Here is a 20,548-nt window from a genome sequence, read left to right as displayed (position 1 = left end):
ACTCACTTAATCAGCGGCTTTTATGCATCTAACCCTGGGTGATAAGCTTCGGATTTTCCTTGGTGATGTTAGCTTTTCGGTCGGCGTAGTCTTTGGAATCATCGGGGTGCTACTGGCTGTATTTTTTGTGCCGGCTGTGGGTGTGGATGGTCTGTGGTTCATTTTCCAGCCCACGGCTCAGGTTGCGGGTACCATTACAAGCGCCAGCCCCACCGATTATTCAGAGAGCGAAGCCGAGGACGTGATTTGGGAAATAGATTACCGGTTCAAACTGGCCGGCAAACTTCGGCAGAGCCACTCCTACTCAAGTTCACAAACGGTCCAGCCCGGTACTGCAATTCAAATAGAATACGTGAAAGACAAACCCAGCCTTTCGCGCATCGTTGGCACATCCACCGCTCCGTTTCCGCCGTGGGGTCTTATTCCGGTTATCGGTGTGTTAATGGGCGGTTTTCAATTAGCTCGCAAAGGCGCTGTCTTCTGCAGCCGAGCTATTGCCATTGCTGCCGATGTATTCGTGGTGTCCGCTATTTGTGATGAGATTAAGCCCGATACTTCTAAAACTGACGAGGAAGTGAAAGGATACATTGCGCGCTATGCTTATCAGTTCCACGGCCGCACGCACGAATATTTGTGCGAGGTTTCATCAACCGATTTAAAAAAATTTGGCAAGCAGGAGAATCTTGCGTTGCAGGGCAACGCCTCCGCCAACGCCATGCTGGTCGCTCAATTACCCCGACTAGTAAGAGACAGATTGCGGCTTCCGGCTAACAATATCCAATAATGCGCATTTACCCCGCCAAATTGGTCATATCCGGAAGCATTTTAATCGCGACCGCCACCCTCGCCCACGAGTTCTGGCTCGAACCGCCGCGCTTCCGCCTGCAAGCGGGCCAAACGGTAAGCATCCGCCCACTCATCGGCGCCGACTTCAGCGGCAAGCCCTGGACCACCAAAGCCACCAAAGTGCTGCGCCTAGTGCGCTACGGCCCCACCCCGGCCGACAGCACCAACCTCACATCTAAAAACGCTACCGAAACCGACACCTTCCGCACCAGCTTCGCCTTTGCGCAGCCCGGCACCCATGTGGTGCTCATGCGCTCCACCAATTCCTTCATCGAATTGCCCGCCGCAGAATTTACCGCCTACCTGCGCGAGGAAGGTCTCGATTACGCCCTGAAGCTGCGCCAGGAAAACGAGCAGATGGACCAGCCCGGGCGCGAAACCTACCGCCGCTGCGCCAAAGCCCTCGTGCAGGTGGGCGAAGCCGCCGCCACCGCGCCCGCCACCGACAGCGCCTGCCGCCGCATTTACGGCCTGCCGCTGGAGTTGGTGCCCGAGCAAAACCCCTACCGCCTGGCCATCGACAAATCACTGACCGTGCGCGTGTTGCGCAACAGCAAACCGGCCTTCGGGGCGGCGGTGCAGGTGTGGCAACGCCAGCCGGGCGGGCTGCCCACCACCCATTTCACCATGCGCGCCAACCAAAGCGGCCGGATTTTGTTACGCTTATCCGGGCCGGGCCCTTACCTGCTGGCGGCCGTGGATATGACGGCCGCGCCCGCCAAGCTGCGCGACCGCGCCGACTGGCAATCGACCTGGGCGTCGCTTACTTTTGCCGGGCCGGCCGGCGGACCTCGGCGGCTGGGCACAAAATAGTAGTTGGTTCACCCAAAATTTTGGGTTTTTTATTTACCTTCGCCGTTCCCTTACTCCCCTTGCTTACGCTGTATGAAGTACACGATTGATAAAAAAGAAAGCTACACCATCATCACCATTGAGGAGAAGAAGCTCGACACCACCGTGGCGCCCGACCTCAAATCGGAGTTTGTGAAGCTGAACGCGGAAGGCATCAACAACCTGATTCTGGACCTCACCAACGTGAAGTACACGGACTCGTCGGGCTTGAGCTCCATCCTGATTGCCAACCGTTTGTGCAACTCGACGGGCGGCCTGCTGGTGCTCACCGGCCTGCAAGACCACGTGCTCAAGCTCATTACCATCAGCAAGCTGGAGTCGGTGCTGCACATCCTGCCCACCGTCGAAGAAGGCATAGACCGCGTGTTTTTGCATGCCATCGAGCGCGACCTGACGGACAAAGAGTAATTCTTTTAGCCGCAAGCTATAAGCTGCAAGCCGCAAGCTGCTGTTCTGCTTTTAGCCAGAACAATGGCTTGCGGCTTGCAGCTTATAGCTTGCGGCTTTCCCAACGTATGACTTTCGAGCTGAAGATATTAGGGTCGGCGTCGGCCACGCCCGTGGTGGGGCGCCACCCCACGGCGCAGGTGCTCACGGTGGGCGCGTCCACCTACCTCATCGACTGCGGCGAAGGCGCGCAGTGGCAGATGCTGGAGCACCGCGTGCGCCCGCACCACCTGCGCGCCATCTTCATTTCGCACCTGCACGGCGACCATTATTTCGGCCTTTTCGGCCTGCTGGGCACCATGCACCTGCAGGGCCGCACCCAGCCATTGCGCATCATCGGCCCGCCCGGCCTGGATGAAGTGCTGGTGACGCAGGCCCGCGTCTCGAACATGCACCTGGCCTTCACCATGGAATTTACGCCCGTGGATACGGAGGCGCACGCTGTGGTGTATGAAGACGAAGCCATTACGGTGGCCTCATTGCCCATGCGCCACCGCATTCCGTGCGCGGGCTACCTGTTTTCGGAAAAGCCGCGTCGGGCCAACCTGCTCAAGGAAAAGCTGCCGCCCGGCCTGCGCCCCGAGCAGCTGGCCCGCCTGGCCCAGGGCGAAGACCTCGAAGCCGACGGCTCCTACCCCGCCCTGCGCCACGCCGATGTCTCGACGCCGGCCTTGCCACCCCGCCGCTACGCTTTTTTTTCCGACACGCTCTACACCCCGGCCCTGGCGCCCCTCATCCAGGGCGTCGACTTGCTCTACCACGAGGCCACCTTCCTAGAAGACCTGCGCGAGCGCGCCGCCCAAACGCACCACAGCACCGCCCGTCAGGCCGCCCAGATAGCCTCCGCTGCGGGCGTGAGGCGCCTGCTGCTGGGCCATTTCTCCAGCCGCTACAAGGCCCTGGAGCCGCTGCTGCACGAAGCCCAGGCGGTATTTCCCGCCGCTGAGCTGGCTTCGGAAGGGCTGACGGTGAGCGTGTAGCCTTATTTACTTATCATCTTTTCTCTGTCATCCTGAGCGCAGCGAAGGACCTTATCACCGGCCAACAAGTTGTTCATTCGCAATAAGGTCCTTCGCTGCGCTCAGGATGACAGAGAAAAACCAATCCCTAATGACTCCCTTCGCGCACAAAAAGCAGCAGCTCTACCTCGTCCTCAGCGGGATTTTTTTGGTGAATGCGCTGCTGGCCGAAATCATCGGCGTCAAGATTTTCTCGGCCGATAAGCTGATGGGACTGCCCGGCAACCTCACGGCGGGCGTGCTCATCTGGCCGGTGGTTTTTGTGACCACGGACATCATCAACGAGTATTTTGGCAAGGCAGGGGTATTGCGCATCAGTTATTTGACGGTGGTACTCATCCTGTTCGCTTTTGGGGTTATCTACCTCACCACCAAGCTACCACCGGCCGATTTCTGGCTCGATGTAAACAAGACCGATAACCTGGGCCGGCCGTTCAACATCGACTTTGCCTACCAGAGCATTTTCCGGCAGGGGCTGGGCATTATTACAGGCTCCATTGTGGCGTTTGCGGTGGGGCAGGTGCTCGATGCCACCATTTTCTCGGCCATTCGCAAGGCCACGGGCGGGCGCTTCGTGTGGCTGCGGGCCACGGGCTCGACGCTGGTTTCGCAGCTCGTGGATTCGTTCGTGGTGCTGTACGTGGCGTTTTACGTGTTCGGCAACTGGTCGATGGACCAAGTGTTGAGCGTAGCCAATACCAATTACTGGTACAAGTTCGCGGCCGCCATTCTGCTCACGCCGGTGCTGTATCTGGCCCATTTTCTGATTGACAAGTACTTGGGCAAGGACGAAACGGCCGAGTTGCAGGAAGAAGCCCTGGAAAACGCAAGCGTGTAACTTTTTTCCGCTCGTCGTCCTTTCACCGCCATGCGACTCTCCCATTTCCTGCTGGCGGCCGGGGCCCTCCTGCTGCCCACCGCCGCCCGCGCCCAATACAATTTTGTGCCGGGCACTTATCAGTTGACCAACGGCTCGAAAGGCGAAGCATCGCTAAAGCTGCAACTGGCCGAAAACGGCAGCCCGACCATGCTGGTGGGCGTGAAAAATGGCAAAGAGCGCCGGTTTCGCTCGGCTGAGGTTGTGGCTTTTACGGTTGATAACCATCGGTTTGTGCGAGTGAATGATTTCCGTTTGCTCAGCGGCACCGATGCGGATTTTAAGGACCCCGCGCTGCTCGAAATCCTGGAAACCGGACCGGTGGAGCTGTTTTATTACCACTACCAAGTGGAAATGGGGCCCAATTTCAAAGCCCATGTGAAGCTGCCGGTGCTGCGCAAAGCCGGCACGAGTACGTTCTTTGCGTACAGTCCCGGCCGCACGCCGGGGTTCGACCAGAAACTGGCGCCGGGCGGCTTCGTAGCGGCCCTGTTTCCGGCCGACCCCGTTTTGCAGCGCCAATTTGCCACCAACGCGGTTAGCCGGGCTCAGCTCGTTGCCGCCGTGCACGCCTACAACCAGGGCGTGCGCTTACCTTAATCTGGTTGTTAGTTGCTCGTTGTCAGTTGTTAGCCAAATGGCTGGCCTGACAGCCGGCAACTGACAGCTGCCAACTAAAACCCACGCATGTCCCGCATTCTTACCGGCATCCAAAGCACCGGCCGGCCGCACCTCGGCAACCTGCTGGGGGCCATTCTGCCCGCCATTGAGCTGTCGAAAAACCCGGCCAACGACTCGCTCTACTTCATCGCCGACCTGCACTCGCTCACGACAGTGCGCGACCCGGCGCTGCTGCGCGCCAACACCTACGCCGTGGCCGCCGCGTGGCTGGCCTGCGGCTTCGACACCGAGAAAAACCTCTTCTACCGGCAGTCCGACGTGCCGCAGGTAACCGAGCTGACCTGGTATCTGAGTTGCTTCACGCCTTACCCGATGCTGGCCAACGCGCACAGCTTCAAGGACAAAAGTGACAAGCTGTCGGACGTGAATGCCGGCCTCTTCACCTACCCCGTGCTGATGGCGGCCGACATTCTGCTCTACGACGCGGAAATCGTGCCCGTGGGCAAAGACCAGATTCAGCACCTCGAAATCGCGCGCGATATTGCCCAGGCCTTTAACACACGCTACGGCGACACGCTGGTGCCGCCCCAGGCCCGCGTCGATGCCGAGCTGATGACCATTCCCGGTACCGACGGCGCCAAGATGAGCAAAAGCTACGGCAACATCATCGATGTCTTCGCGTCCGAAAAAGAGCTGCTGAAAGCCGTGAAAAGCATTATTTCGGACAGCACACCGCTGGAAGCACCCAAAAATCCGGACACGGACGTAACGTTTAAGCTGTACTCGCTGCTGGCCTCGCCCGCTGAGATTGCGACGATGCGCGCCAATTATCTGGCCGGCGGCTACGGCTACGGCCACGCCAAAAAAGAGCTGTACGAATTGCTTCTGCGCCGTTTTGGGCCGGAGCGCGAACGGTTCGATTTCTACATGAACAACCTGCCGGAGCTTGACGCGGCCCTAGCCATTGGGGCCAAACGCGCGCAGGAATACGGCGCGGGCGTGCTGGCCAAGGTGCGCCAGAAGGTGGGCTACGGCCCGGCTTAGCGGCGCCGCTTGTCATTGCGAGGCCGTAGGCCGTGGCAACCGAAGGTCAGCGTAGCTAATCCGTCCTGTCAAACCCAGACACGTCCTTTTACCAGAAAGCCCCGTCACTGTGCAGTGCCGGGGCTATTCACGTTTTAGGGCTTTATCACATCAAAAGGTCTGTCGCTGAGCCTAGGACGGATTGCCGCGCTGCGCTCGCAATGACGGGCGCCTTGCAATTTTCTTACGCCTCGTGCGCCTGCTGGTGCGAGAAGCTGAAACCCACTTTACTTCCACGGCTTACCTGCTGGTTTTCAACCTTTTGCTTCACACTGATTCGCTGGATTTCGGGCAGTAGCGGGGCTACCAGGTCGTTGTTGACGGCGGCAATCATGGCGCTTTCTACGAAGAGGCGCATGGTTTCGGGCTTGATAATGTTGTCGGACATGTCGTTGTCGGGCAGCTCCAGCTGCTGCACGCCTTCGAGGAAGTAATGGTTTTCGATGTTGACCAGCAGGCGGCCCACAAGGTAGCCGGGGTCGTTGAGGCGTTGGTACTTGATGCTGTCAGCCATGAAGTTGTAGGCCATGATATGGCCGAAAAAGCGCCGCCGGAAATCCTGGCCGACGTAGGCGCTGGGCATGGGGCCGTAGTCGTCGGGGAAGGTGACGACGTTGGAATGCATGACAAACACCAGCAAATCGCCCGAAAACTTGATGTGAAACTCCATGTCGTTGATGGAGCGGTACTCGATGACGACGCTGGAATCGAGGGGGGTGAGCTTGCGGGTGAGCTCCACCACCAGCTCTTGCGACACAAGGCGCAGGCAGTCGAACGCCGCCAGCGTGTTGCGGTAGATGGCCTGCTTGGCGACGGATTTCTGCTTGAGGCCCTCGAAAATCTGGTCAAGACGGTCGGCGGGCGCCTCGGTGGGCGAGCCGGCCTCGGCGGTGGGCTGGTTGTTGGTGGCGGTGGCGCCGGTGTGAGCGGTTTCGGGCGCGGAGCTGGCGGCGGGCGCGGCGTCACGGGCCGGGGTTTTGCGCGGGCGGGCGGGCTTTTTGCGGGGCGGCACTGCAGGCGTAGGCACCGGCGGCACATCGGTGGAAAACAGTTCGGGGTCGACGGATTTTTTGGTGGGGTTGGCCATATGCGGAAGGAAAGAGCCCCCAAAATGGCGGCGGAAGGACAATAGCGGCGCGGGCAACGGCGCGGGCCGCCCCGACAACTCACTTAGGCTACGGGGGGTACGGAAGGAAGCCCGGCCGTAGTTGCGTCTTCGGCGGGCGGCAGCGCAGAAAAATCTGCGGTATCGGCCTTACCCAGGCCGGGCGGCGCGCTCAAGGTCGCTGCTGCCCGCCATTGCGGGCTGCGAAATGCCACCGTGCGCAGCCCCGCTCGCAGGCCGTCCGCGCCCGGCAGTAGCATGGGTTGAGCCGAGGGTTGGACCAGGGCCTCCCCCACCGTGCGCACGGCGCCGGCCGGCACGGCGCGGCGCTCCAACTCGGCCAGCAGCTTCACGCCCGACACTTCGGCGATGCGCTGCGTCAGCATTTCCTCCAATTCGAGGCGGTGGGCCACGCGGGCGGAGTTGGTTTGATAGCGAGTGTCAATGGCCCAGGCAGAACGGGCGAGGGCAAAGCAGAGCTGCCGGAACTGTCCGTCGGTGCCGACGGCCAGCACTAGGCGCTGCCCATCGGCGGCCTGGTACACGGTGCCATAGGGCACAATGCTGGGGTGGCCCGAACCCAAGGGCTGCGGGTCGTGGCCGGTGACGAGGTAGGTAGCGGCCTGGTTGGCAAGGGAAGCCAGGGCGCTATCGAGCAGGCTCACTTGCACCAACGCGCCGCGCCCGGTGCGCTCCCGCTGGAAGAGGGCGGTGAGCAGGCCTTCCTTCAACTGGTGGGCGGCCAGCAAATCGACCATGGCCACGGGCATTTTCTGGGGTGGCTGGCCGGGGCCGGCGGCGTTGAGGTGCATGAAGCCGGCCTCGGCCTGCAGCACGGCATCGTAGCCGGCGCGGGTGTGGTCGGGGCCGTAGCCGGTGAGGTGGCCGTAGAGCAGGCGCGGGTTTTCGGAGGCCAGCGTGGCGTAGTCGGCGCGCAGCTTTTCGGCGTCGCCGGGCTTGTAGCTGGCCAGCACGATGTCGGCCTGGGCAGCCAAACGGTGCAAATGCGTCTGGCCAGCGGGCGTGGTCAGGTCGAGCACAAGGGACTGCTTGCCCCAGTTGGACGCCGCGAAATAAGCCGAAACAGAAGCATCAGCAGTGGCCTCGGCAGCTGCGGTGACGGTTTCGGCGGCGGTTTTCCAGGTGCGGGTGACGTCGCCGGCCGGGCTTTCGATTTTCAGGACTTCCGCCCCCAGCTCGGCGAAAAACTGGCCCACCTGCGGGCCGGCCAGCACGGACGCCAGTTCAAGGACGCGGAGGTGGGCAAAGGGCATTTCAAGCGACATATAAATCAGCAAGGAAAGCCGGCAAGCTACGCGCCGGCGCCAAAACTTGCCTCAGCTGGCCAGGTAGCCGTAGTCGCGCAGCTGCTCGCGCACGTCGCCGTTCAGCCGCAGCAGGCGGCCCTGATGCAGCAGGTACACCACGTCGCAGATGGGCAGCACCTCGGCGTAGCGGTGGTCGGTGATGAGCAGGCCCTTGCGGTGCCGGAGGCGCTGCATTTCCTCGGCCAGGGTTTCGACGTGCACCGGCATCACGCCCGAAAACGGCTCATCGAACAGCGAAAAAGCAGTGTCGGCGTGCAGCAGCAGCAGTGTCTGCACCAGCCGCGCCGAACCGCCCGACAGCTCCCCGATGCGCTTATCAAACTGCGGGCGCAGCTCTGGAAAGCAGGCGGTAGCTTCTTCGATGTCAACCCCCAGCAGGCGGGCCGCCCGGGCCAGCGACAGCGACGGCGGCAGCAGGGGCTCCTGCGGCAAGTAATTTAGCAGCCCGCGCTCTCGAAATGCGGGTACCACGCGCCGGCCGTTCACGCGCACTGAAGCATCGGCCACGGCCCGGGACCCAAAAATGGTTTGCAGCAGTACCGATTTGCCGCTGCCGTTGCGGCCCAGCAGGCCCACAATCTGGCCCGTCTGCACCTGCATGTAAATGCTGCCCAGCACCTGGCGCTCGCCGAATACAATGCGGATACCATCGGCCTCCAGCACCTGTTTTTCAGGCAAATTATCCGGTATCTGACTCATGATAAGGCCGCCCGCATCAGCCAAGCGCTGCCCAGAAACAGCAGGCCATCCAGGGCCACCACGCCGCTCCAGAGCTGCCGGCGGGAGATGTTCAGGTTAAAATAGAACCAATACTGGTCGGGCCGCAGCCGCTCCGACAGCAGCCACATCACCGGCGCCGTGGCTAGCTTGGCCAGCAGCAGCGCCGGCACGATGCCCTTCGCCCGGCCCTCGTAGATGGCGGGCAGCAGCACGGCCGCCAGAATCAGCCCCGAAATACCAAGCATAAACGGCGCGATGCTGCGGTAAAACAGCAGCACGGCCCGGAATCGGGTAAGCAGTATCATCATAAAAAAGGGTCTGGTGCGCCTGCCAACGCCGCGGCCCGCCAATTATTCTACCCGTCCGGTCCGGATGAAAACCGGAAACGTGATTTCCCGCCGCCCCGGCCCCCACAGCTGCATCAGCTCATCGGCCACCAAGGCCACCAGGTCGGCGCCCGCGTGTTGCCGGGCGTAATTGGCCGCCGCCGACCAGGTGCCCAGGTAGCCCAGCATGTCGGCCGCCGTCCATTGCCGTTTTTCTTCGAACCGGGCCCTCTGAACGTCGGCAAACGGGAAGGGAATATTGGCGTACTCGGTGGTGATATGCTGGCGGTTGGCGTCCCAGTACGGCGCCGAGGTTTCGTCGTGAAACCGGTCAAGGGCCGCGTTCAGGGCGGGGCTGTCGGTTCGGCAGAAATTGTAACCCCATTCGGCCAGCACCGCGCCGGGCCGGGCCACGCGGCGCACCTCGGTGTGGTAGGCGGCGTGGTCGAACCAGTGCACGGCCTGGGCCACGGTGATGAGGTCGAAGCGCTGGGCGGGGAAGGCAGTTTGCTCGGCTTTGGCCGCTTGGTAATGGATGTTGGGGCGCGGCGCGGCCTGCGCCAGCTGCTTCTCGCTGAGGTCGGTGGCGTCCACGCGCACGAAAGACTCGGCCAGCACCTCAGCTACTTGGCCGTTGCCGGTGGCGCAGTCCCAGGCCCGCTCGCGGCTTTCTACCTGCGGCAAAAGCCAGTCGTAGAGGGCGGCGGGGTAGTTGATGCGGTAGCGGGCGTAGTCGGCGGCTTGGGTGGAAAAACGGTCGAGGGCGGGCATGGAGTGCAGGGTTTGTTGGGTGGGTTCGTTAGAAAGCACCAAAAGAACGTCATGCAGAGCGCAGCGAAGCATCTTGCCCGCCACCACTAACCGCCACTAATCATGTCGACTGAATTACTTGCATTCTGTCGATTGAATTACTTGCTGCGGGCAAGATGCTTCGCTGCGCTCTGCATGACGTTCTTTTCCCTCAAGACACCAGATACACGCCTCAACCCCTCCCGCCGTATCTTTACCTCAAATCAAGCGGTTTGCTGACCACGGCATCAAGGTCAGCCATTTACAACTCTTACCAAGCTGAACTTTGACGTTTCACGAATTTAGCCTCCATGACGACCTGCTGGCCGGCATCGACGCCATGAACTACCAGCAGGCCACCCCCATTCAGGAGCAGGCCATCCCCAAAATCATCGAAGGCAAAGACCTGATTGCCTGCGCCCAAACCGGCACTGGCAAAACCGCCGCCTACCTCCTGCCGCTGCTCGACAAGATTTCGCACGCCAAGCACGGCCACACCACCACCCTCATCCTGGTGCCCACCCGCGAGTTGGCCACCCAGATTGACGAGCAGGTGATGGGCTTCGGCTACTACGTGGAAGCCAGCTCGATAGCCATCTACGGCGGCGGCAAATCCGAGAACTGGGAGCAGCAGAAGCGCGCCCTCACCTCCGGCGCCGACATCATCATCGCCACACCCGGCCGCCTCATTGCGCACCTGCAAATGGGCTACGTGAAGTTCGACCAAATCAAGTACCTGGTGCTCGACGAGGCCGACAAGATGATGGACATGGGCTTTAGCGATGACATCTTCAATATCGTGCGCCAGCTGCCCAAGGAGCGCCAGACGCTGCTGTTTTCGGCCACCATGCCCCAGAAAATCCGCGACTTCTCGCAGCAGATTCTGCAGAACCCCGACGAAATCCGGCTGGCCGTATCCAAGCCTGCGGCCGGCATCGACCAGCAGTTTTACATGGCCTACGACCGCCAGAAAATCTACATTCTGGAACACCTCATCAAAACCCAGGATGTGCAGAGCATGGTGCTCTTCACCAGCCAGAAAGCGGCCGTGGGCGGCATCGTGAAGGCGGTGAACAAGCTCGGCATCGAAGCCCGCGGCATCAGCTCCGACCGCACCCAGGAGGAGCGCGAGGAAATCATGCGCGCCTTCAAAAACAAGCAGTTCCCCATTCTGGTGGCCACCGACGTGCTCAGCCGCGGCATCGACATCGACTCGCTGAGCCACGTGGTGAACTACGACATTCCGCGCGCCGCCGAGGACTACGTGCACCGCATCGGCCGCACGGCCCGCGCCGCCACCAAGGGCACCGCCATCACCTTCATCTCCGACCAGGACCAGGACCGGGTGGTGAAAATCGAAAAGCTCATCGAGCGCGACATCGAGAAGCAGAAAATCACCGAAGAGCTGGGCCTGGGCGAAGCGCCCGAGTTCGACCCCAAACGCTTTGCCGGTCTGGGCGGTAAAATCGGCGGCCGCCCGGCCCGTGGCGGCCACGGCGGCAGTGGCGGTGGCCGCGACCGGGGCCCGCGCGCCGAAGGCGACCGCGGCCCGCGCCGCGAAGGTGGCGGCGGCCGGGATGGCGGCCGTGGTGGCCGCGACGGCGGCAAGCCCCGCCGCGACGCCCCCGACCCCAAAGACCCCAAGCACCTGGAGCGCCTCGCCGCCGCCAAAAACGCCCTGGCGGCCCTTGATGCCGGCCAGGCGCCGGCCGTGCCCTACCAGCGTCCGCCCCGCCCCGAGGGCGAGGAACGCCGCGACCGGGGCCCCCGCCCCGAGCGCACGCCGCGCCCCGAAGGCGAGGCCCGCCCACCGCGCGAACCGCGTGAGCCCCGCGCCCCCCGGCCCGAAGGCGAGGCCCGCCCGCCGCGTGAACCCCGCCCCGAAGGCGAAGCCCGCGAGCCCCGCGCCGAGGGTGAGCGGCGCCGCAGCCGCGGCGGCCGTAACCGCAAGCGCGGTCCCCAGCCCGAAGGCAGCGCGACGCCCGCAACGGGCGAAACGCCCACCCCAAGCGCTACCGAATAGCTAACTGGTACCAACTAAAAAAGCGGCCTTGCAAGGCCGCTTTTTTAATTACCAAGCATCGAAGCGTGGGGGTTCTACCCCGTTGGGTGGGCGTTGTGGCGGGTCTTGCACGCTTTTGCTTAGAGCACGCCCTTGTCCGTCAGTTGCCGGACGGCCTCACGGTAGTTGATGCCAACGGGCACTTCCATGTTATTGGTGAGTTCGAGCGTGTTGCCGTGGATAGCGGAAATCGCCGCTTTGTGCACCAGGTACGAACGGTTTACGCGCATAAAAGCTGTTTCATCCAGCAGGCTTTCCATTTTGGTCATGGTCATGTGCGTGAGGATGACGCGGGCCTTGGTGTAGACTTTCAGGTAGTCTTTCATGCCCTCCACAAACAAAATATCATCGGCGGGCACGCGGATGAACTTCTTGTTTTCCTTGAGCAACAGCACCCGCTGGGCCCCGGATTCTTCGGCCGGCAGGCCGGCAGTTGGTCCCGCCAGGCGCGCCTGCACCTTGGTAATGGCCTTCACGAAACGCTCGAACGAGATGGGCTTGAGCAGAAAATCGACCGCGTCGTAGTCGAAGCCCTGCACGGCGTACTCGGCGTAGGCGGTGGTGAGCACCACGGCGGGCTGGTGGCGGGTGAAGGTTTTGAGAAAGTCGATGCCGTTGAGTTGGGGCATGTTCACGTCGAGCAGCACCAGGTCGGGGCGCAGCTGGTCGACGTGGCCCAGGGCCTCCACGGCGCTGTCGAACACGGTGGGCGCGGCCAGGAACGGCAGGCGGCCCACGTACTTGCGCAGCAGGTCTTGCGCCAGGGGCTCATCGTCGATAATGACGCAGGAAAGCGGGGCTACTGCCATAAGCGCAACAAAACGTGGTACTGCGCGGCGGTGGCGTCGATTTGCAGTGAGTGGGTGTGGGGGTATAAGATGCTGAGGCGGCGCCGGGTATTGCGCAGGCCGATGCCTTCGCCGAGCGCCGCCCCGGCCTGGGGCGGCCGGCCGTTTGCCACTTCGAAGCAGAACGCGCCGTGCGCGTCGCGGTAGGCCCGCACCCGCACCCAGGCTTCTTTCAGCAGCTTTTCGACGCCGTGCTTCACGGCGTTTTCGAGAAAGGTGACCAGCAACAGGGGCGGTATGCGCTGGCCCTGGAGGCTGGGTGCAATCTGCACGTCGACGGACAGCCGGCGCGAGTGGCGGATTTGCTGAATGTCGAGGTATTCGCGAATAAAATCCAGCTCCTGCGTTACCGCCACTTCGGTGGCCGTGGCGTCGTGCAGGGTGTAGCGCATCATGTTCGAGAGCGAGAGCACGAGCGCGGCGGCCGTCTGGTCTTTGTCTTCCACCAGCGAGTACACGCTGTTCAGGGTATTGAAGAGAAAGTGCGGGTTTATCTGGGCCCGCAGAAATTCCAGCTCCAGTTTGAGGTTGTCTTTTTCGAGCGTGACGGTGCGCAGGTGCGCCTGCACAATGGCCCGCACGCCCTTGATGGTGAACGGCAGAAAATACGCCATGAATATCTGCAAGGCGTAGAAATACAGTATTGTCGGCTGCAAAAACGTCCAGGGCCCGTGCTCCGCCACGCTGGCCGCCAGCTTGTGGAAGTAGGCCGGCAGGTGGGGCTGGCTCCGGTCGAGGTAGGTGTAGAGGTAGTAGTGCGCGAGGCAGTAGCCCAGCACCGACGCGGCCAGCACCACCAGCACCCCCAGCAGCACCCGCCCCAGCGGCCAGCCCCGCCCCATGCAGGCCGACACCGCGTAGAACGTGACCAGCGCAAAGCCCAGCCGGGCCAGCGTGCTGAACACGAGCGTCGGAGCGTTGTCGGTGCCCACCAGCCACTGGCTTTGCAGCGTGTACCAGGGGTAGGCCAGCAGCCAGAAGGTCACGTGCAGTCCTACCCGCGCCCGGTGGCTCTGGTGGGTACCCAGCAGGAGATTGGCAAAGCTTCGGGTCGAAATTGGCATGGCAAACAAGCGCGCGAGCCCCGCGGGCCAGTGGGCGCGGCGGCCCGCCCCGGCGGGCAGCTGCAAGGTAGCAAGCGCCCCCAGCTTATTTGATGCGGCTTTCCTCATCGCCCGATACGCTGCGGTTTTTGCTGGCTGCTTTCACCCGCTGGTTGCCCAGCTGGTAGGTGAGCGTGGCCGAAAAAAAGTTAGAATCCCAGCGGTAGGTGCTGCGCGAGCGCAGATTGTCGAACTCGGTGAGCGACACGGCGCGGGCTGTGCGCAACACGTCGTTGTACACCACGCGCAGGGCCAGCCGGTCTTGCCGAAACTTCTTTTGCAGCCCCAGATTGACCGAATACTGCCCGCGGGTTTGGGTCACGCCGCTCGGCATCGGGCTTTGGAAGTAGCCCGAGGCACTCAGGTTCCAGCCGCCGGGCACCGCAAAATCGTTGGCCAGGCTGTACACGGCGGCCAGGCCCTGCACCGTGCGCGGCGCATTGGCTACGCCGCGCAGCAGAAAAGTAGTGTAACTGGCCTGCAGCGCGTTGGTGATGGTCCACCACTTGCGGGGCGCTAGCGGCACGGTGGCCGTGAGCGTCCACTGGCGCTGGCTGTTCAGGTTTTCGGCCCGCACCTGCGTCACGAGCGAGCCCGGTGCTTCGCGCTGCGTCACCCAGGCAATCACATCGCTGGTTTGGGAGTAGCCCAGGGCCAGCACGTAGGTGCTGCGCAGGGTATAAGTCAGGTCGAGGGCGTGCGTGAACTCGGGCCGCAGAAAAGGGTTGCCCTGCGAATACGTATACACATCCTGAAAGTAGATGAACGGGTTGAGGTCCTGGTAGCTGGGGCGCTGAATGCGGCGGCCGTAGGCCAGGCTCAGGTAGTCGCCCTGCCCCACGGCCCGGCTCAGCAGCACCGACGGGAACAGGCTGAGGTAGGACCGGCGGGCCTGCACATCGGTGGTGTGCAGGTAGCCCACGGAGTTGGTTTGCTCCAGGCGCAGCCCCACGCGGTATTCCAGCCGCTGGCGCTTGCCGGCGAAGGTGGCGTAGGCCGCCGAAACGTGCTCCTGGTAGCTGAAGAAATTGGTACGCAGCGCGTCGTTTTGCCAATCGCCGGCCTGCAGCAGCTCGTAGCGGGCATCGTTTGCTGCAGTCACATAGCTATGCTTGGCCCCCAGCTCCAGCTTGCCCGCGCGCAGCGTGCGCTCGTAATCGAACTGGCCGGCCACTATGCGAATGCTCTTGGGCAGGTAGTTGCGCAGCTGCAGGCCGTAGCCCGGCACCTCGCCCTGGCCCGTGACGAAGGCATTGCGAATGAGGTTATACTGGCCCGATTCGTAGCGCGAGTAATCGAGGTTGGCGGTGAGCGAGCTGGCCGAGTCGATTTGGTGCTGCAGGCCCAAGTTGCCGGCCAGCTGCGTGATGTCGGTGCGGGCGTCGGTGTGGCTGGTCAGCACCGAGTCGGGCGCGGCGGGGTAGTGCAGCAGCCGGGTGGCTGCGTCGGTAATGCTGGTGCGGTCGGTGCGCAGGCCGCGCAGGTACAGGTTGAGGCTGGTTTTGGCGCTGGCCTGCCAGTCGAGCCCGGCCTTGAAGGAATGCCCCAGCTGGCGCGTAGGCGTGGCCGACGTGAGCAGGTGGGTGGCCGTCACGGCGCGCCCGGGGCCGGCCAGGTAGTCGAGCTGCGCCTGCTCGGACACCTCAGTCTGGCGGCCGGCCAGGGTGTAGCCGCCAGACAGCGCCAATGGCCCGTGCTTGTGGTTGAGCGAGAAGCCGGCGGTCTGGCGGCTGTTCGTAATGCCGCCCGCGCCCAGCGTGAGGCTGCCCCGGGTGCCATCGAGCTGGCTTTTCTTGGTGATGATGTTGATGACGCCGCCCGGGCCCTCGGCATCGTACTTGGCCCCGGGGCTGGTGATGAGCTCAACTTTCTGGATTTCCTGGCTGCCCAGGCTTTTGAGCAAGGCCGCCAAATCGCTGCCCGACAAATACGTACGCTTGCCGTCCAGCACCACCATCGTGCCCTTGCCGTTAAGTGAAACGCTTTCGGAGCGCGGGTCCACGTACACGCCGGGCGCTTTGGCCAGCACTTCGAGCGCCGTGTAGCCGGCCGCCAGCGGCGTGTTGGCCACGTCGAGTATCAGGCGGTCGGGCAGTTGGGTAATGCGGGGGCGGTTGGCCGTTACCTGCACTTCAGCCAGCTGCTGCGGGGCGGCGGCCAGCTGCAAAACGATGGCCGGCGGCACCGTGCCGGCCACCACCACCAGCGGCTGGGTGTTCGGCTCTAGCCCCATAAACGAGGCCCGCAGCCGGTAGGTGCCGGGCACCACCCCGCGCAGCAGGAAAGCCCCCTGCGCATCGGCCACGGTGGCCTGCACACGGCTGGAATCCCGGGCCGGCCAGAGCAGCACGGTGGCAAATTCTACGGGCTCCCGGCTGCTGGTGAGCACCGTGCCGTGCACGCTCACCTGCTGGGCCCGTAGCGCCGGGCAGGCGTTCCAGGCAATGAAAAATAAACAAGTAAGAAGTCGCGTCCACATGCTGCGGTTGGTTAAGTTCGCAGCGAAGGACGCGGGCGGGCGGAAGGCCCCCTATTTTTTTCGACTAAGTCGCACCGGCCTTAGACCAAGTCGACGGATTGGCATTGGCCGGCTCAGCCCACTCCTACCCCAGCACCTGCCCCACCCCAAACAGCACCGTGAACACCAGCGTGCTCAGCGCCATTTGCTTCAGCAGTGGGTCAATTTGCATCGATTCCTGCCGCTGCCACACCTGGATGGCGTTGAACGCGAACAGCGGCACGGCCAGCGCAAACAGCCACTGCCAGGGCGAGTGGTAGGTAAGGGCCACAAACACCGTGGCGCAGCCCAGCCCGATGATGAGCAGCAGCCAGTGGTAGCGCCGGGCGTGCACCGCCCCCAGCCGCACCGGAATGGTGATTTTGCCCGCCAGCACGTCGGAGTTAATGTCGCGGATGTTGTTCACGTTCAGCACCGCGGTGGCGAAACAGCCAAGTGCGGCGGCGGGCAGCAGCACTTGCAGCGGCAGCGCCCGGGCTTGCAGGAAGTAGGTGCCGCACACGCCCACCAGTCCAAAAAACAGGAACACCGAAATGTCGCCCAGCCCGGCGTAGCCGTAGGGGTTGGAGCCCGCCGTGTAGTTCACCGCCGCCCAAATGGCCGCCAGCCCCAGCGCCAGAAACCCGAGAAACAGGCCCAGCCCGGCCGCGCCCAGCGCCACCCACAGCAACGCCAGCCCACTGCCCAGCGCCAACAGGCCGCAAATCCACATGCCGCGCTTCATCTGCTCCGGCGTGATGGCGCCGCTCTGCACGGCGCGCTGCGGGCCTTGGCGGTGGATGCTGTCGGCGCCGTTTTGGGAGTCGCCGTAGTCGTTGGCGAGGTTGCTCAGGATTTGGAGCAGGATGGTGGTAAGGGCCGCCAGGCCCACCACGAGGCCGTTGAACTGGCCATTGGCGGCGGCCAGGAAGGCGCCGGTCAGGATGCTGGCCAGGGCCAATGGCAGGGTGCGGGGGCGGAAAGCGGAAATCCAGGGCGACATGGGCAAAGGGAAAAGCAACGAACAAAACAGCACGTCATGCTGAGCGCAGCCGAAGCATCTCTACCGCTTCGTTGCAACGACGAAATTAGTTGCGCGGTAGAGATGCTTCGGCTCCTCTCAGCATGACGTGCTGAATAAACCAGATTAAGGCGAAAGTTACTTCGTGATATCGGCCACCAGCTCGGGGCTGAGCGGCGTCACCTTCGAGCTGTAGAATTTGACCACGTGACCCTTTTCATCGACCAGGTACTTGCAGAAGTTCCAGTTCGGTGCATCCGATACCGCGCCGTTTTTGGTCTTATCTGACAGGTATTTGTAGAGCGGCGCGGCGTCGTCGCCTTTTACCGCCACGGTTTCGAACAGCGGAAAGGTCACGCCGTAGTTTTTCTCGCAGAAAGCGGCCACTTCCAGGTTGGAGGCCAGCTCCTGGTTAAAGCTGTTGGACGGGAAGCCCAGCACGGTCACTTTGTTGCCGTATTTTTTCGACAGCTCCTCCAGCTCCTTGTATTGCGGGGTGTAGCCGCACTTCGAGGCGGTGTTCACGATGAGCAGCTTTTTGCCCTTGTATTTGCTCAGTTTCACGTCTTTGCCGTCGATGGACTTCACCGTGAAATCGTAAACGGAAGGCGCGGTTTTGGCGGTTTCGGCGGGCGTGGTCATGGCAAGGCGAGCGGCCGGCTTGGCGGCGATGAAAACCACGGCCGTTGCGGCAGTGGCCAGCGTGAGAATAAGGGAATTTTTCATGGGTTGAAGGTAAGGGATTGCGCAGTTGCGTGCGTAACCATACGAAGGCCAGTAGGGTTTCGGACGGTGGACCTGTAGCGCGGACTTTGTAGTTCGCGGCCTCGCGCCCTTGAAGCCTTTTCGATGATTGTCGTTATGGGCCGCGGACTACAAAGTCCACGCTACAGGTCCACCGTTTCTAAGCAGTTAGAAAATTGGTGACATCTCCCGAATGCGTGAGCGTGAGCCGGTGCATGGCGCGGGTGCAGGCCACGTAGAGCATGCTCTTGTCGACCTCCGTTCGGTAGTTGCGAGCGGAGGCGAAGGGCACGATTACCTCATCAAATTCCAGGCCCTTCGCCAAGTGGGCCGTGGTGATGATGACGCCTTCCTTGAACAATGTGGAGTCCTCGGTGAGCAGCTGCACGCCCAACTCTTCCAGCGCCTGCTGCACCTGCTCCGCCTGCTTGGGCGTTTTGCAAATGATACCCAGCGAGTTGCTGCCGGAGCTTTTGAAGGCGGCGGCCAGCTGCTTGAGGGCCGCTAGTTCCTCGCCGGGGCTGGGGCAGCGCACGATGGCGGGCTCCTGGCCGTGCCGTTCCAGTGGGATGATGTTGGGGTTGGGCGTGATGCGCTGCGCGAAGGCCGTGATTTCCATCGTCGAGCGGTAGCTGCGAAAGAGCCGCACGATGTCGGCCTGCGGGAAGACACGCTCAATGGTTTCGGCCGACGACGCGCTGTAGGGGTTCACCGTCTGGTTGACATCGCCCAGAATGGTTTTGCGGCAGTTGAATATCCGCGAGAGCACCGCGTACTGCACCGGCGTGTAGTCCTGCATCTCGTCCACGAGCAGGTGCTTCACGTGGTCGTAGGCCGAGATGCCTTCCAAGCGAATGCGCAGGTAAATCAGGGCGAAAACGTCGGCGTATTCCAGCGCCTGGCCGGGCTCGAAGCGGAACAGCTCGGGCCGGCCCAGCCAGCGGTAGAAGTCGCGGTAGAAATCCAGCACGTTGTTGAAGCGGAACATGCGCGTCAGGGATTCCCCTATCGTGTTTTTCTCCCCGTTGGTCAGCTTGCGGTTGGCGGCGGTGCGCACGTAAGCCCGCACGTCATCGCTCACCAGCGGAAAGCGTTTCAGCAGCGTCACGCGGTGGTAGCCCTTGAATTTGTCGAGCAGCAGCTGGCGCGGCACCACGGTGCGGCCCACCCGCAGCTCGCTGGCGGCGAAGTAGTTGTTCTCGACGTGCAGCAGGTATTTGTTGAGCTGGCTGAGAAATTCGAACGAGGATTTGAACTGGATACGCTCGATAAACGCCGGGTGGTGGTGCTCCAAGAGTGCCGATACCTGCTCAAAAAAGGTCTGAAACTGGAATTGGTTGCCGAGCAGGTCGGCGGCCAGGTCCTCCATGCCGGTTTCGGGAATATGTTCCTCGCCCAGCTCGGGCAGCACGTTCGAGATGTAGTCGGCGAAGACCTTGTTGGGCGAAATGATGAGGATGTCTTTGGCCCCGATGCTGTCGCGGTAGCGGTAGAGCAGAAACGCAATGCGGTGCAGGGCAATGGAAGTTTTGCCCGAGCCGGCCACGCCCTGAATGACCATCACCGAGGCCTCCTCGTTGCGAATAACGGCGTTCTGGTCGCGCTGAATGGTGGCGACGATGTTCTTCATCTTGTCGTCCGAGGACTTGGCCAGCTCGCGCTGCAGCACCTCGTCGTGGATGTTCACGCCGTTTTCAATCATGAACTCCAGCCGCCCGTCCTGGATTTTGTACTGCCGCTTCAGGTCGATGCGGCCGTGAATGGGGCCGGAGGGCGTGTTGTACGACGCCTTGCCCAGCTCGTAATCGTAGAACATCGACGAGATGGGCGCCCGCCAGTCGTAGATAAGGCCGCGCCGCTGCCGCTCGTCCACGAACGAATGCACACCGATGTAGACCGGCATGGTGCTCCCTTTCGCGGTAGTGAAGTCGATGCGGCCGAAATACGGCGACTGCGCCAGCTTAATGAGCTTGCGCTTGCGGGCCACGGCGCCGGCGCCGGTGTAGGCCATGCGGTCGATGGACTGGCCGGCGGCCACCATGTCGGCATCGTCCATGCCCGACTGGTTTTCGTGGATGTACTCCTTCTTCTCCCGCAATTCGCTGGAAAACTGCCGCACGGAATCATCGACCCGTCGCACCGCCAACGCCAACTGCTCTTTGATTACTTCAAGGTATTCTCGCTCTTCTTGTTCCGTTGCGTTCATTCAGTAGTAGCGCGGACTTTTAGTCCGCGTGTGGCAATCGTTCAGACTCGCGGA

19 protein-coding genes are annotated in these 20,548 nt (G+C 62.3%); 8 read left to right on the top strand and 11 right to left on the bottom strand.

Annotated features, from left to right (window positions below):
• Positions 1 to 22: 22 nt before the first annotated feature.
• The 7 genes from Q4S41_RS19325 (at position 23) to trpS (ending at position 5,706) form a co-directional block, all read left to right on the top strand.
• Complete coding sequence (locus Q4S41_RS19325) at positions 23 to 784, top strand: DUF3592 domain-containing protein (protein WP_305032772.1); 762 nt, start codon at positions 23 to 25, stop codon at positions 782 to 784.
• The gene (locus Q4S41_RS19320; RefSeq protein WP_305032771.1) at positions 784 to 1,659 is read left to right on the top strand and encodes a DUF4198 domain-containing protein; all 876 of its coding nucleotides are present in this window, start codon (positions 784 to 786) and stop codon (positions 1,657 to 1,659) included. The genes Q4S41_RS19325 and Q4S41_RS19320 overlap by 1 nt, the downstream gene beginning before the upstream one ends.
• A gap of 72 nt (positions 1,660 to 1,731) precedes the next feature.
• Positions 1,732 to 2,106, top strand: coding sequence for an STAS domain-containing protein (locus tag Q4S41_RS19315; RefSeq protein WP_046246220.1), 375 nt, complete (start codon positions 1,732 to 1,734; stop codon positions 2,104 to 2,106).
• 107 nt (positions 2,107 to 2,213) lie between these two features.
• Positions 2,214 to 3,125: a ribonuclease Z gene (locus Q4S41_RS19310; protein ID WP_305032770.1), complete on the top strand. Its 912-nt coding sequence runs from the start codon at positions 2,214 to 2,216 to the stop codon at positions 3,123 to 3,125.
• 130 nt (positions 3,126 to 3,255) lie between these two features.
• On the top strand, positions 3,256 to 4,002 hold the full coding sequence (locus tag Q4S41_RS19305) for a queuosine precursor transporter (RefSeq protein ID WP_305032769.1): 747 nt from the start codon (positions 3,256 to 3,258) through the stop codon (positions 4,000 to 4,002).
• 30 nt (positions 4,003 to 4,032) lie between these two features.
• Complete coding sequence (locus Q4S41_RS19300) at positions 4,033 to 4,641, top strand: hypothetical protein (RefSeq protein ID WP_305032768.1); 609 nt, start codon at positions 4,033 to 4,035, stop codon at positions 4,639 to 4,641.
• 87 nt (positions 4,642 to 4,728) lie between these two features.
• Entirely contained in the window at positions 4,729 to 5,706 is a 978-nt protein-coding gene (gene trpS / locus Q4S41_RS19295) for a tryptophan--tRNA ligase (RefSeq protein WP_305032767.1), read from the top strand.
• Positions 5,707 to 5,929: 223 nt separating this feature from the next.
• Here trpS and Q4S41_RS19290 read toward each other — a convergent pair whose 3' ends face one another.
• The 5 genes from Q4S41_RS19290 to Q4S41_RS19270 form a co-directional block, all read right to left on the bottom strand.
• Positions 5,930 to 6,832, bottom strand: a complete 903-nt coding sequence (locus tag Q4S41_RS19290; RefSeq protein ID WP_305032766.1) for a hypothetical protein — start codon at positions 6,830 to 6,832, stop codon at positions 5,930 to 5,932.
• A gap of 83 nt (positions 6,833 to 6,915) precedes the next feature.
• Positions 6,916 to 8,136, bottom strand: a complete 1,221-nt coding sequence (locus tag Q4S41_RS19285; RefSeq protein ID WP_305032765.1) for a CaiB/BaiF CoA transferase family protein — start codon at positions 8,134 to 8,136, stop codon at positions 6,916 to 6,918.
• Positions 8,137 to 8,187: 51 nt separating this feature from the next.
• Positions 8,188 to 8,877: an ATP-binding cassette domain-containing protein gene (locus Q4S41_RS19280; protein WP_305032764.1), complete on the bottom strand. Its 690-nt coding sequence runs from the start codon at positions 8,875 to 8,877 to the stop codon at positions 8,188 to 8,190.
• Positions 8,874 to 9,206 carry a hypothetical protein gene (locus Q4S41_RS19275; protein WP_305032763.1) on the bottom strand — a complete coding sequence of 111 codons (333 nt, stop codon included), beginning with the start codon at positions 9,204 to 9,206 and terminating at the stop codon, positions 8,874 to 8,876. Before Q4S41_RS19275 ends, Q4S41_RS19280 begins: the two co-directional genes overlap by 4 nt.
• A gap of 42 nt (positions 9,207 to 9,248) precedes the next feature.
• Positions 9,249 to 9,995: a class I SAM-dependent methyltransferase gene (locus Q4S41_RS19270; protein WP_305032762.1), complete on the bottom strand. Its 747-nt coding sequence runs from the start codon at positions 9,993 to 9,995 to the stop codon at positions 9,249 to 9,251.
• 304 nt (positions 9,996 to 10,299) lie between these two features.
• On the opposite strand from Q4S41_RS19270, the gene Q4S41_RS19265 reads away from it, so the two are divergent.
• Complete coding sequence (locus tag Q4S41_RS19265; RefSeq protein WP_305032761.1) at positions 10,300 to 12,036, top strand: DEAD/DEAH box helicase; 1,737 nt, start codon at positions 10,300 to 10,302, stop codon at positions 12,034 to 12,036.
• Between the two features lie 119 nt (positions 12,037 to 12,155).
• Here Q4S41_RS19265 and Q4S41_RS19260 read toward each other — a convergent pair whose 3' ends face one another.
• From Q4S41_RS19260 to Q4S41_RS19235, 6 genes are all read right to left on the bottom strand, one after another.
• A complete protein-coding gene (locus tag Q4S41_RS19260) occupies positions 12,156 to 12,884 on the bottom strand; it encodes a LytR/AlgR family response regulator transcription factor (protein ID WP_305032760.1) in 729 nt (242 codons plus the stop codon).
• Positions 12,875 to 13,987 (bottom strand): sensor histidine kinase, encoded by a 1,113-nt coding sequence (locus tag Q4S41_RS19255; RefSeq protein WP_305032759.1) that lies wholly within the window; start codon positions 13,985 to 13,987, stop codon positions 12,875 to 12,877. Before Q4S41_RS19255 ends, Q4S41_RS19260 begins: the two co-directional genes overlap by 10 nt.
• A gap of 85 nt (positions 13,988 to 14,072) precedes the next feature.
• Entirely contained in the window at positions 14,073 to 16,505 is a 2,433-nt protein-coding gene (locus Q4S41_RS19250) for an outer membrane beta-barrel protein (RefSeq protein WP_305032758.1), read from the bottom strand.
• 124 nt (positions 16,506 to 16,629) lie between these two features.
• A complete protein-coding gene (locus Q4S41_RS19245; RefSeq protein WP_305032757.1) occupies positions 16,630 to 17,526 on the bottom strand; it encodes a 1,4-dihydroxy-2-naphthoate polyprenyltransferase in 897 nt (298 codons plus the stop codon).
• 156 nt (positions 17,527 to 17,682) lie between these two features.
• Positions 17,683 to 18,270: a glutathione peroxidase gene (locus Q4S41_RS19240; RefSeq protein ID WP_305032756.1), complete on the bottom strand. Its 588-nt coding sequence runs from the start codon at positions 18,268 to 18,270 to the stop codon at positions 17,683 to 17,685.
• A 178-nt stretch (positions 18,271 to 18,448) separates the two neighbouring features.
• A complete protein-coding gene (locus tag Q4S41_RS19235) occupies positions 18,449 to 20,494 on the bottom strand; it encodes a HelD family protein (protein ID WP_305032755.1) in 2,046 nt (681 codons plus the stop codon).
• Between the last annotated feature and the right edge of the window lie 54 nt (positions 20,495 to 20,548).

The organism is Hymenobacter convexus (assembly GCF_030580955.1).
Taxonomy (GTDB): Bacteria; Bacteroidota; Bacteroidia; order Cytophagales; family Hymenobacteraceae; genus Hymenobacter.
The sequence above is the reverse complement of the archived record's forward strand: the minus strand, read 5'-3'. Positions and strand labels throughout refer to the sequence as shown.